General features: G+C 34.3%; 13 protein-coding genes. 12 read left to right on the top strand and 1 reads right to left on the bottom strand.

What is annotated here, in order from left to right; genetic code table 11:
- Together P9L98_05495 and P9L98_05500 are read left to right on the top strand one after the other, a co-directional pair.
- Positions 1-1,179 (top strand): hypothetical protein (locus P9L98_05495; protein ID MDP8216752.1); only part of this gene is annotated, 1,179 nt, incomplete at its 5' end.
- Between the two features lie 125 nt (positions 1,180-1,304).
- Positions 1,305-1,628 carry a glycosyltransferase gene (locus P9L98_05500; GenBank protein ID MDP8216753.1) on the top strand — a complete coding sequence of 108 codons (324 nt, stop codon included), beginning with the start codon at positions 1,305-1,307 and terminating at the stop codon, positions 1,626-1,628.
- Here P9L98_05500 and P9L98_05505 read toward each other — a convergent pair.
- Complete coding sequence (locus P9L98_05505) at positions 1,574-2,206, bottom strand: methyltransferase domain-containing protein (protein ID MDP8216754.1); 633 nt, start codon at positions 2,204-2,206, stop codon at positions 1,574-1,576. The genes P9L98_05500 and P9L98_05505 overlap by 55 nt on opposite strands.
- A 243-nt stretch (positions 2,207-2,449) precedes the next feature.
- Between P9L98_05505 and P9L98_05510 the strand changes: the two genes are divergently transcribed.
- The 10 genes from P9L98_05510 to P9L98_05555 all read left to right on the top strand — a co-directional run bounded on the left by P9L98_05510 (position 2,450) and on the right by P9L98_05555 (position 13,272).
- Positions 2,450-4,465 (top strand): hypothetical protein, encoded by a 2,016-nt coding sequence (locus P9L98_05510; protein ID MDP8216755.1) that lies wholly within the window; start codon positions 2,450-2,452, stop codon positions 4,463-4,465.
- A complete protein-coding gene (locus P9L98_05515) occupies positions 4,462-5,196 on the top strand; it encodes a glycosyltransferase family 2 protein (GenBank protein ID MDP8216756.1) in 735 nt (244 codons plus the stop codon). The genes P9L98_05510 and P9L98_05515 overlap by 4 nt, the downstream gene beginning before the upstream one ends.
- 4 nt (positions 5,197-5,200) lie before the next feature.
- Complete coding sequence (gene rfbA, locus P9L98_05520) at positions 5,201-6,067, top strand: glucose-1-phosphate thymidylyltransferase RfbA (protein MDP8216757.1); 867 nt, start codon at positions 5,201-5,203, stop codon at positions 6,065-6,067.
- Positions 6,057-6,884 (top strand): sugar nucleotide-binding protein, encoded by an 828-nt coding sequence (locus P9L98_05525; protein ID MDP8216758.1) that lies wholly within the window; start codon positions 6,057-6,059, stop codon positions 6,882-6,884. Before rfbA ends, P9L98_05525 begins: the two co-directional genes overlap by 11 nt.
- Entirely contained in the window at positions 6,857-7,861 is a 1,005-nt protein-coding gene (gene rfbB / locus P9L98_05530; protein MDP8216759.1) for a dTDP-glucose 4,6-dehydratase, read from the top strand. The genes P9L98_05525 and rfbB overlap by 28 nt, the downstream gene beginning before the upstream one ends.
- 50 nt (positions 7,862-7,911) lie before the next feature.
- Positions 7,912-8,577: a class I SAM-dependent methyltransferase gene (locus P9L98_05535; GenBank protein ID MDP8216760.1), complete on the top strand. Its 666-nt coding sequence runs from the start codon at positions 7,912-7,914 to the stop codon at positions 8,575-8,577.
- On the top strand, positions 8,546-9,649 hold the full coding sequence (locus tag P9L98_05540; protein ID MDP8216761.1) for a glycosyltransferase family 2 protein: 1,104 nt from the start codon (positions 8,546-8,548) through the stop codon (positions 9,647-9,649). The genes P9L98_05535 and P9L98_05540 overlap by 32 nt, the downstream gene beginning before the upstream one ends.
- A 162-nt stretch (positions 9,650-9,811) precedes the next feature.
- Positions 9,812-10,552, top strand: coding sequence for a DUF3108 domain-containing protein (locus P9L98_05545; GenBank protein ID MDP8216762.1), 741 nt, complete (start codon positions 9,812-9,814; stop codon positions 10,550-10,552).
- Positions 10,553-10,569: 17 nt separating this feature from the next.
- Positions 10,570-12,279, top strand: coding sequence for a carbamoyltransferase C-terminal domain-containing protein (locus tag P9L98_05550; protein ID MDP8216763.1), 1,710 nt, complete (start codon positions 10,570-10,572; stop codon positions 12,277-12,279).
- Positions 12,280-12,291: 12 nt separating this feature from the next.
- Positions 12,292-13,272: a radical SAM protein gene (locus P9L98_05555; protein MDP8216764.1), complete on the top strand. Its 981-nt coding sequence runs from the start codon at positions 12,292-12,294 to the stop codon at positions 13,270-13,272.
- Positions 13,273-13,281 lie beyond the last annotated feature (9 nt).

A 13,281-nucleotide genomic window follows, 5' to 3' on the forward strand; every position in this document is an offset into this window, starting at 1 on the left:
GGAATTTCGTTAATAGTTTTTTTAGGATATATATTTTTTTATGATTTACTAACTAAATTTGTAAAATACAAAACTTTATTTAAAAGGAATAAAGATTTTTTAAAGGCTGTTTTTATAGCAAGTACAATATCTTTCTTTATTTTATTGCCCCAGCTATTTCCAGCTATTAAGAGTTATTTCGATTCTTCTGAAGCAATAAATATTTCTGCCTATAATCCGCAGCATAGACCGTTTGAGGATTTATTTAATCAATCGGCAAAGCCATTAGGTTATCTTTTGCCTTCAACTGAACATCCGATATTTGGGGGATTTACAAAAAGATTTGTAGGTTCGCCTTTATGGGGGGCAAGCTATACCGAGCATCAGCTGTATTTAGGATGGACGACGATATTGCTTACTCTTTATGCTATTAAAATATGGAGAAAGAAACGTAAAGCAATAAGAATCAAAGATCAAATGGCAAGAGGGGAGGAAGAACTAAAGGAGGATTTTTATATCGGGTTTTTTATCTTTTTTGTAATTGTTGCCTGGTTATTTTCACAACCACCTTGGTGGCAGTTAGGGAAGTTTAAAATTTTATTGCCTTCGTTTTTTATGTATAAAGTTTTACCTATGTTCAGAGCATATTGCAGATTTGGTATAGTAGTTTTATTGGCTATGGCTGTTTTGGCAGGATATGGGTTGAAATTTGTCATGGAAAGGCAAAGATCTAAAATTAAGCGGGGTTTTATAGGGGTGTTTTGTTGCGGGTTAATTCTGTTTGAATTTTGGCATAATCCTATGACTCATTATATTGATTTATCTAAATATCCAGCTGTTTATGACTGGTTAGAAGAACAAGAGGGTGATGTTGTTATCGTTGAATATCCAATGATAAAAGACGGGGTTAATGAGAAATATAAGTTTTATCAGACAATACATCATAAAAAATTGATTAATGGGGCTGCGCCTGGTATGTCTGGATATCAAGTTAAACTGCAAATCTTGGATTTAGGAGCTCCTAAAACACCATTTATATTAGATTATCTAGGTGCAGATTATGCTATTGTTCATACAGGTGAGTATAAAGAATCTGAGGATTATTCAAGATATAGCCAGTATGAAAAAATCAGGAACCACCCTGATTTAAAATTAATTAAGTCTTTTCCTGATGGAATTGAAGTTTATAGAATAAAGTGATTTCTTTTATTTTATTAAATTTGTTGGTTATATGATGGTTTTGACGAATCCGATCATCTTAATCTGTATATACCTTAGTTATGTTTTTCGGTAAATAGGTTTTTATTGTTGTTCAGAAAGAATAGATGAAACTTACAATAATAATGCCTGTCTACAACGAAGAATATTTAATAGGTAAGATGTTAGTTGACATAGTAAGTCAGGTACTGCTTGAGATAATAGAAGAGATTATTGTGGTAGATGATCATTCAGTAGACACCACAGCTCAGATTGTTAGCGAATTTGCTCAAAATCATATTGCCTTTGATATCAAAGTTGTCTCTAATAGTACTCCTGCAGATTTTTCCAATGCTTTAAGGTTTAGAATAGAGAAAGCAAGAGGAGATCTGATTATTCATTTTATCTTTTCGCCCCTCCATAATATTTCTTCTGCACCACCTATCCAGTAACACCATACTCTCTCAAATATTACAGGAGAAATATTTATTAAAAAATTTATGACGGGTGACAATGCTCTGGAAATAAAAAATAATATTTTATGATTAGTCATAGGAAAATCTCTATCTATCTCCATATAAGGATGTTTTGTATTATTAGGTATTTTTATCCAATTTATTCTCTCTTTAATTATATCTTTAAATAAAGACTCATCTTTAGGGAAATGGAAAGTTCTCCCATGTGTTAAGCCATTAGATATTGCACCATAGCAAAATGTTCTATAATGCTCAATCTCTCCTACTGCTCTTATGTCAGAACTATGAGGAACTTGTATGTGTAAAAAACCGCCTATTTTTAATATTCTATGACACTCTTTTAATACTTGACTTGTCATATTTCTTGGAAAATGCTCTAATACATGAGTTAAATATATTCCGTCTATACTATTATCTTTCCATTTCCAAGGGAAATTTCCTAAATCAACTATTTCATCAGCAACAGTATTTTCAGATGTGCAATCAATATTTACTACATTTTTAATCTTTAGTTTTCCACAACCAAGATTAAGTATCATATTATCCTCTTTTATTTTTAAAGATTTGAACTTGCATATTGCATAAAAAGATAGGTAAAATCTCCATAGCTTGTTATAATATAGGTTATTAGATAAAAAACAAAGAAAATTTTACTTGTGATAAATTATAGCACAATTAAAACGGTATAAAGAATCTGAAGGCTATTCAAGATATAACCAATATGAAAAAATCAGAAGTCATTCTGATTTAGAATTAATTAAATCTTTTCCTGATGGAATTGAGGTTTATAGAATAAAGTGATCTCTTTTATTTTATTAAATTTGCTGGTTATCTTTTCTGCAAAAACAGTCGTAGAGAGGTTCTTTGCTGAATTCTCTACAACGGATAAAATATTAGCAGGCTTCTCATTAACGCTTGCTCAGATAGTTTTATCAGAACAGATACTCGGTGTCTTTTCTCAATTAAATTTATTGAATCTGATTATTTTTAATACATTTATTTGTATTACATTTTTGATTCTATTTAGAAAGAATAAAGAGAAAGAATATACTCAAAGATTAGATTCTGATTTTAAATTCTTAGATAGCAAGGTTTTGTTATTTGCAGTATCTATTCTTTTAGGTTTTGTGTTGGTTAAAGTGTTTTTGAGCCTTATTAATCCTACCTTCGGCTGGGATTGCCTTAATTATCATTTTACTCAGCCTGTAGAGTGGCTAAAAAATCATAATCTTATTAATCCAATCACAATAAATGATGATCCATCCCCGGAGTATTACCCTATCAATGGAGGGCTAATATATCTCTGGTTTATTCTGCCGTTTAAGAGCGGTTATATGGCGGATTTAGGACAGCTGCCTTTCTATCTAATATCTTTAATAGCAGTATTTGCTATTGCTCTTAAAGCCGGGTTAAGTAAAAGGATTAGCTTAATGGCTGCTCTTACATTCGGAATTATTCCTAACTACCTTAAAGAGATTGAGATAGGTTATGCCGATATTATGATGAGTTCTCTCTTTATATTAAGTTTTTATTGGCTTTTTCTGCTGCATAAGAGATTCAAGTGGTCGATATTCTTTATTGCTGCTATTACATTGGGATTTCTTCTGGGTATTAAAACAGCAGCCTTTCCTTATACAATTCTACTGTTCCTCTATTTATTCTATATACTCTTAAAGTCTAAAGGTATAAAGAGAGCCTTGCCGTATATGCTCTTTACCTTATTCGGATTGTTATTATTCGGAGAATACGGATTTATAAGAAATTTCATTCTTACCGGTAACCCCCTATATCCTTTGGATTTTACTCTATTCGGTAAAACGATATTTAAAGGTGTTATGCCTTTGTCTAACTATCATGCTCAATGGACGGCAGCAGACTTTAACTATAAGAAGTTATTCTTTTCAGAAGGCTTAGGAGCTCAGCTTGTCTTATTAATAGCCCCTCTTACGATTATTGCTCCAATTATTGCAATTATAAAAAAGAGAGTTAATTTCTTTGTTTTTTTACCTATAATTTTGTTTTTAATGTTCAGGTATTTTATACCTCAACTCTGGGTGAGGTTTCTTTATCCTTATTTAGCGATTGGAACTGCAGTAGGTTTCTGGGGATTAAAAGAGCTGAATATTAAGCAGAATATCATAAGTGTATTCTTTATTCTCTTTATGTTGCTCTCTGCAGCAGAGCTTGCAGGACATATGGAATTAATATCCAGCTTAGCTCTTGGTCTATTGATATTTAGCTTCTTTCTTCTTAAGAAGAGATATAATTGGAACATTAAGAGGTATATCCCTATTCTGCTGGTTATAATGGCAGGTCTGATGTTTTTGGGTGAGAAGAAATATTTAAAAGAAGAGTATGATAGGTATATTAAATATGCTCCTTTTCCTAAGGAAGAGGCGGAAGGCTGGAAACATCTAAATGAGATAACAGCTGATGGAGCTAATGTTGCCTATGTTGGACGTCCTCAGGCCTATCCTTTATACGGGACTAAGCTGAAAAATAATGTTTATTACATTTCAGTAAATGAGAAGGAACCTTATTTACATGCATATAAGGATAGTTATTACGAATGGAGTCCTGATTATAATCTTAAACATGCTGTAATAAGGGCCAATGAAAATTATAGAGGTAATGCTGATTATAATGTTTGGCTTAAGAATTTAAGAGCCAAAGATATAGATTTTCTATTTATCTATGCGCTGCACAGGATAGAGGATTTTCCTTTTGAAGATAGCTGGGCAGAGAACCATCCTAAGGTGTTTAATTTGGTTTTTTCAAATAGATTGGTGCATATCTATAAGGCTAATAGATGAAAGTCAGTATTATAATACCCGCCCACAACGAAGAGTATTTAATAGCTAAGATATTGGCTGATATAGTAAGCCGGACACCGCTTGAGATAGTAGAAGAGATTATTGTAGTAGATGACCATTCAGTAGATACTACAGCCAGTGTTGTCAGTAAATTTGCTCAAAATCATACTGCATTTAATATCAAAGCTGTTTCTAATAATACCCCTGCAGGTTTTGCCAATGCTTTAAGGTTTGGAATAGAAAAAGCAAGAGGCGATCTGATTATACATTTAATGGCTGATGAGTGTGACAGGATTAGTGATATCTCTTTGATGTTTAATAAATTTAAAACTAGTAATGCAGATATAGTCTGCGGTTCCAGGTATATGGAGTCTGGAGAGAGAAACGGAGGGTCTGTATTGAAGGGTTTTTTCTCTCGTTTTGTCGGCGTGAGCCTGCATTCCATTATAAATATTCCTACCAGAGATTGCAGCAATGCTTTTAAGATGTATAGAAAGAAGATATTAGATAAGATTATACTCAATTCTAATGGTTTTGAAGTTTCCATGGAATTATGTTTAAAAGCTTATCTTTTAGGTTATAAGATAGATGAGGTCTCCACTGTCTGGCATGAGAGGGAGGAGGGCAGTTCTGATTTTAAGATGTTTAAGGAGTCATCCGGATATATCAGATTGTATTTCTGGGCTATTTTTAAATATTTCCAAAGTAGAATGTATGCTGTAAAATCATAGGGTTATGAAAGGTATAATTTTAGCAGGCGGTAAAGCAACAAGACTATATCCTGTAACAAAAGGGGTATGTAAGCAGATGCTGCCTGTCTATGATAAGCCGATGGTATATTACCCCCTTTCTATTTTAATGTTTTCTGGGATAAGAGAGATTCTCATTATTTCAACTCCGCAGGCTATTGATGGATTTAAAAGCTTATTTAATAGCGGGGAAGATTTTGGACTTAGTATTGATTATGCAGTACAAGAGGAACCGAGAGGAATTGCAGAAAGTTTTATTATAGCGGAGGATTTTATCGGGGAAGATAGTGTCTGCCTTATATTGGGGGACAACATATTCTACGGTCATGATTTTCCTGATATCTGCAGGAATGCTCTTGATTCTCGTGAGGGTGCTTTAGTATTTGGATATTATGTCAATGACCCTGATCGTTATGCAGTAATAGATTTTGACAAAGATAATAAAGTAATTTCTATAGAAGAGAAACCTGAAAAACCAAAGTCTAACTGGGCTGTAACAGGACTATATTTTTATGATAATAAGGTTGTTAATATTGCAAAGAATCTTAAACCCTCTGCCAGAGGAGAGCTTGAGATTACCGATGTAAATAAGGAATATCTTAGACGGGGTGAATTGAACGTCAAATTATTGGGCCGTGGTTATGCCTGGCTTGATACTGGAACACATGATTCTTTAATTGATGCTTCTATTTTTATAAAAACAATAGAGGAGAGGCAGGGATTAAAGATAGGCTGTATAGAGGAGATAGCATATAGAATGGGATATATTGATAGAAAACAGTTAAAAAAGTTAGCAGAAAAGATAAATATGACATATGGAGAATATCTAATAAGGGTTGCCAATGAAGAATAGTAAAGATGTATTGATTTTAGGCAAAGGTTTTATAGGTGAGATGTTAGAGAGAGCATTACAGTGCTCTATAACTGATAAATATATCAGCTCCTTTAGGGATGCTCAGAAAATTATTGAAGAGTTTAAGCCTAAAGTTTTAATCAACTGTATAGGTTCAACCGGTGAAAACAACGTTGATGATTGTGAAAAGAATCCGGATAAGACTTTGATGGCAAATACATTTGTTCCGATTATTCTTTCTGAGGCAGCATTACGTTACAATATTAAACTTATACATATATCAAGCGGCTGTATCTATCATTTTAATTATTCAGAAGATGAGCCTATAGCTGAAGATAAAATTCCTGATTTTTTTGAGCTTTTCTATAGTCGAACAAAAATATATTCTGAACAGATCTTGAAAATATTGGCTAAAAAATATTCTATTCTGATTGTAAAAATACGTATTCCTTTAACAGGCTTCCCTCATCCCAAGAACCTTCTTACTAAGTTAATTGAATATAAGAGTATTATAGATATACCCAATTCGATCACTTATATACCGGATTTTATAAATGCATTAGAGCATTTAATTAATATAGGAGCAGAAGGAATTTATAATGCAGTTAATAAAGGGGGATTAAAGTATTCCGAGCTTTTAGATGTTTACAGGAAGTATACTCCTGATTTTAACTATAAGATAATCGACATTAAAGAGCTTGGTTTAGTTAGAACCAATCTTATTTTATCTACAGATAAATTGGAAAAGACAGGATTTAAAATAAGAGATATCCATGATGTTTTAGAAGAATGCGTAAAAAACTACATAAAGTATTAATAACGGGCGGCGCTGGGTTTATCGGCAGTGAATTCGTAAGGCTTCTTGCAGGGCGTAGATATGAAATAATAGTTGTTGATAAGCTAACCTATGCCGGCGATTTAGAAAGATTAAAAACTCTAGAAGAGAAGTATAAGTTTTATAAATTAGATATATGCGATAGATACGGTATAGAGAAGATTTTTAAGCAGGAGAGACCTGATATAGTAGTTCATTTTGCCGCTCAAACCCATGTAGATAGAAGCATAAAAGATGCAGCAGTGTTCATAGAGACAAACATAAAAGGAACTCAGAACTTATTAGATGCTGCCAAAAAATACAGAATTAAAAAGTTTATTCATATCTCAACAGATGAAGTATATGGCGAGATAAAAAAAGGAAAGTTTAATGAAGATTCTCACTTGCAGCCCGGCAATCCTTATGCCGCTTCAAAGGCAGCTGCCGATTTACTTATAAAGTCATATATCAGGACTTATGATTTTCCTGCAGTAATTGTAAGGCCGTGCAATAACTACGGGCCCTGGCAGTATCCTGAAAAACTTGTCCCTTTAACCATTGTTAAACTGTTAGATAATAAGCAGGTTCCTATTTACGGCAAGGGGGTTAATAAAAGAGAGTGGCTCTATGTAGCTGATTGTGCTGGAGGTATTTTAAAGATAATGGAGTCTGGTAAGCCTGGAGAAATCTATAATTTAGGCAGCGGTATAGAGAAAATGAATTTAAATCTAGCAAAGAAGATTATTAAGATTTTAGGCAGTTCGGAGCATTTAATTAAATTTGTAACAGACCGGCCTGGCCACGATTTAAGATACTGTTTAGATTCAACCAAGATAAATAAACTTGGCTGGAAACCTAAAACCAGTTTTGATGAAGGAATTAATCAGACGGTGCTCTGGTATAAGGAAAATAGTCAGTGGCTGGAGACTAAAATTGAATATTTAAGGAAATATTGGCGGGATGCTTACCGCAAGAAGTAATCACCTGATTGTAATCAGCGTTTTTTAAATAATAATTTTCATAAATAGCTATGAGTAAGAAAAAAGATATTAGAGATGTATTTTTATCTCTTGTGCCGGATAAGACTAAAAGAATACTGGATATAGGTTGTGGTGCTGGCGGGTTCTCTGAGAAGTTAAAAAACAGAGGCGTAGAAGAGATTGTAGGGATAGAAAAAAACTCTGAATTATGCAAGTTAGCTAAAGATAGATTGAATGAAGTCTTCTCAGCAGATATAGAGAATTTTCAGCTCTCTTATCCTAAGGAATACTTCGATTGTATTATCTATGCGGATATTTTAGAGCATTTAATTGAGCCTTTAAATGTTTTGATAAGCTATAAAAAGTATTTAAAAGATCAAGGCTTCATAATAGCCAGCATACCTAATATTCGCTACTATAAGGTAATTTTAAGATTAATTTTAGGTGGAACTTGGGATTATATGGATGAGGGCGGCCTTTTAGATAAGACTCATTTGAGGTTTTTTACTTTAGTAAATATTAAGGAACTTTTCCAGAAAGCTGGTTTTGAGATTGTTGAAATTAAAAGAAATATAGTGGCTGCTCGAGGATTTAAAATATTGAATATTTTATTTTTTAATAAATTAAAGGGTTTTCTTAGTTATCAGTATTTTATTAAAGCAAAGAAAAATAAACTTGGTTTTATTGAGAAAAAGAGAAAGGTTTACTCATTCTGAAATGAACTCTATTTGTGATGTAGTAGTTCTTACCTGGAACCAGCTAGATGTAGTTAAAAAGTGCATTGAGAGTTTTTTTGAAAAAACGAATATCCCTTCCAGATTAATCATTATTGATAATAATAGCTGTGACGGAACGAAAGAGTATATAGCTTCATTGAAAGATACAGAGAATCATCAAGTTAGTATCGTGCTGAATAGTGAAAACAGAGGTTTTGTGAGAGGGATGAACCAGGGAATAGCTCTATCAGAGGCTCCCTATGTATGCTTAGCAAATAGTGATTTGATTTTTACCAAAGACTGGCTTAAAGAGATAATTTTGGTGTTCGAAAAGTACCCGGATGTAGGGGTTTTGAATCCGGACAGCAACAATCTAGGATTAAGATTTGATAAAGGAGAGTCTTTAGATGAAGCTGCTGAGAGATTGAAAATTAGAGAAAGTGGCGATTTTGAAGAGATGCCCTTCTGCATAGGTTTTTGCATGCTGATAAGAAGGAGTGTGATTGAAAAGGTGGGAGTATTATCAGAAGAGTTTATACCTATGTTTTTTGAAGATACGGATTATTCGATGAAATCTAATCAGGCAGGATATAGAGTAGGAGTAGCTAAGAGATCTTATGTCTGGCACGAAGAGCATGTCTCTTTAAAGGATATAGGAGATAAGAGAAAAGAGGAAATTTTTAAAAACAGCAGAGATGTTTTCTTTAAAAAATGGGGTAAGATTTTGCGTATCGCATGGATTGTGGAAAATTACAAAGAGTTGGTCGAGAATATTAATCGAGGTATAGAGTTAGCGCGAAATGGTAATTTTGTATGGTTTTTTGTTAAGAATTTAAAAGTAAACAAAGATAAAATCTTTAAAGAGAATGGGTTTATTAAACATTCCGGAGTCTATTTCATTAGTTACAGGAATAGAGTCGACTTAATGTGGAAAATCTTGAAAAAGAAGAAAAGATATCAGCCGATAATAGTAAAAAGTAGATTTTTGGGGTATCTCTTCGCTAACTTAGGATATGAAGTGATAAAGAAGTTCGATAGAAGTAAAATAACAGAGATAAAAAAGATAGGTTAAAATCAATATTCTCTCCAATATAAGCTTAAGATAAAGAATTACAAAGATTGTAATGGAGTAGATAGAGATGTCCGGATTATTTAGATTGATTAAAAAGATTCTTAGTAAATAGGGTATTTAGTTATTTTAAAAATAAAGTATATAGTGTAAAATTTCATAACCATGAAACTTAAATTTAAGATCTTAATACCTCTAGCTGTATTGGTTATAGCAGCTGTATCTTATTCAAGATTTCTATTGTTTGACAGAAACAATTTAAATTTACCTCAAAATATTAATAATCTCCATTATCAGGCTTACTGGTGGATAATACCGGTTGGAGAAGCGGTTCTTACTGTAAGCGAGAATCAACTTTATAACGGGGAAGATGCTGTTTTAATAGAAGCAGAAGCAGAGACGAAAGGTATATTCGAGACTATCTTTGGTATTAAAACTAAGATGAACTCCGTTGTTGATGCTGAGACTATGCTCCCTATCCTTTTCAGAGAAGTAACTTATCGTGTGGATGAGAAAAAAGAGGATAAGATTATAAATTACGATCAGGAAAACAATAAGTTAACTACAAAAGATGCTATCTGCCGTATCTTACCCAGTACCCATGACCCTCTCTCTGCAATTATGTTTTTAAGGAATAAGGATATTAAGGAAGGAGATAATATAGAGATAAATCTAAATAGTAATCGAAGTAATTATAAAGTTGGGATTGATGTAATGAATAAAATTAAGAATAGAGAGAGAGAATTCTTCCATCTTAAAGGTCTATCTGAAAGAAGACAGGGTGAGAAAGCGCGCCACAGAGTTGAGTTCTCACTCTATATAACAGAAGGTGAGCATATTCCTGTTTTAATTAGAGCTTTTACTCCTCTTGGGCCTATTGCATTTAAACTGGTTAATCCTGATTAAGTCTATTAAACAATATTGTGAAGATACTAGGGATTGCGGCGCCGTTCGGACATGACTCATCAGCAGCCCTTATTGTTGATGGTAAGATAGTTGCGGCAGTTGAAGAAGAGCGTTTTACACGTAAGAAGCATGCTGAAGGACAGCTCCCCCTAAACTCTGTTAAATACTGCCTTGAGGCCTCAGGATTAAGGCCGGAGGATATAGATATTATAGCCTATCCCTGGGCTGTCAGTGCTCTGCGCAGCAAGAGAAGAGAGTATCTCTTCAGGACTTTTAAGAGCAGGCCTTCAAGAGCATATAAGAAGTTCTTCCGTAATAGAAAGGAGTTTAATGACCAGATAAACTTTATAAATAAAACACTCTCTCCCTGCGGTTTTGATACAGACAATATAAATATCAGGTGGGTTGAGCACCACACGGCTCATGCAGCAAGCAGTTTTTACTTATCAGGCATGAGCGAAGCAGCCTATCTCTCTATTGATGCAGGGGGTGAGATAGTATCGACTCTGATTGGGAAGGCAAAAGACAGCAGGCTGACTAAGATAAAAGAGATTATAGCACCTGATTCTCTGGGCGACTTTTATGCCACCATGACAGATTACCTGGGTTTCAGGCGCGGCAATGGCGAATATAAGGTTATGGGTATGGCGCCGTACGGCGATCCCGATAATTTTAATTTTGACCATATTATTAACTGGATAGATAGAAAGAAAAGCTATTGCTGTAATGATGACTATGTCTGGGTGCAGAGAAGCAGGAGGTTTAAAGCTGATAAGGTCTATTCCAAGAAGATGGTTGATGAGTTTGGCTTGGAGAGAGAAGGAGAGGGTCTATCAGAGCCTTATATTCATATCGCAGCAGTTACACAGAAGAAGTTGGAGGATATAACGGTTAAACTTATCGATACTTATCTTAAAGATGAATTAGAGAGGCATGGTAATCTCTGTTTTGCAGGGGGCTGTGCTTTAAATGTTGCCTTAAACAGGGTATTACTTAAGCTGCCTTATATAAAGAGACTCTTTGTTCAGCCTGCATCTCATGATTCAGGGGGTTCTCTGGGCGCTGCAGCTTTTGCAGCAGTAGAGGCAGGGGATAGAGTTGAAGTTATGAATCATGTCTATTACGGTCCGGAGTACTCTAATAGTCAGATAGAAGGCGAGCTTAAAAGGTCAGGCCTTGCATATAAGTATGAAGATAATATAGCTGAGACTGTAGCTGATCTATTATGCCAGGATGAGATTGTCGGCTGGTTCCAGGGCAGGATGGAGTGGGGACCAAGAGCATTAGGGGCAAGGAGTATAATAGGCAATCCAACAATACCCGGAACAGCTGATAGAATAAATGCTTTAATAAAATTCAGAGAGAAGTGGCGCCCATTCTGCCCTTCTATCTTAAGAGAGTTTGCCTCTGATATCCTAAACTCAGACCACCCGGCTCCTTTTATGGCTATAGCCTTCGATGTTAACGAAAGCTGGCGTGAGAAGATACCTGAAGTAGTCCATGTCAATGGAACCTGCAGGCCGCAGATAGTAGATGAACATACCAACCTGAAGTACTATAAGCTTATTAAGAGCTTTCAGCATAAAACCGGGGTACCTGTCGTCATAAATACATCTTTAAACAGAAAAGGTGAGCCTATAGTCTGTACCCCTCATGATGCGGTAGAGATGTTTAAGGGGAGCGGGTTAGAATATATGGCAATAGGTGATTACTTGGTTTGGAAATAGCATTAATTAAATATGTTAATTACTCCTAAAAGAAAGTCAAAAATATCTAAGTTTTTAAGAAAAACAAAACTCAGTTATCTTCCTTACCGTCTTGGTATTGAGCCGGGTAATATTTGCAATCTTAAGTGTCCTCTATGCCCCACAGGCAGCGGCGATCTTTCTATGAAGAAAGGTTTTATGGAATTGACTCTGTTCAAAAAAATAGTAGATGAGATTAAGGGCAGTATATCATCTTTAAATTTTTATAGCTGGGGAGAGCCGTTGTTAAACCCAGATTTTATCTCAATGATAGAATATGTAAAAAAAGTGAATAGTAGTATATATGTTACAACAAGCACTAACTTGAATATAAACAATAGAGATTTGCTGGTCTCTTTAGTCAGGTCTGGAATTGATAAGATAATAGTCTCTTGTGATGGTATAACAGCTGAGAGTTATCTGAAATATCGTGTTGGCGGAGATTTTAATCTTGTTATGAATAATTTGAAATTTATCCATGATATTGAGAAGAGATATAATAAATCAATAGTGCTTTGGAACTTCATGGTATTTAAACATAACGAAAAAGAGGTAGAGAAAGCTATTCAGCTGGCAAAATCTTTAGAAGTTAATTTGGATATAGGTAAAATGCGTGTCTCACTTAAGGATGATATAATGAAAACACATAGTGAAAATATAGAAAAGTATAAAGAATGGATTCCAGATAGTCCGGAGTATAGCGGTTACGATAAAGAAAAGAATATACCAAAGAAGATAATAAAGACATGTATTAAGCCATGGCAGGAGATAAGCATAAACTGGGACGGCAAGGTTTTTCCATGCTGCGGTGTCTATGGTGATTTCTTTAGTCTGGGAAATGTTAAAGATAGCTCTATAAGAGAGGTTTGGAATAATGAGCTCTATCGTATTGCACGGCATGAGATTTTAAATAAAAAAGTCAAGGTAAAGACTATCTGTGGAATCTGTAAGAGCACAGGTTTTATGTCAATGTAAGGTTTATTA

This window comes from Candidatus Kaelpia imicola (genome assembly GCA_030765505.1).
GTDB classification, from domain to species: Bacteria; Omnitrophota; Gorgyraeia; order Kaelpiales; family Kaelpiaceae; genus Kaelpia; species Kaelpia imicola.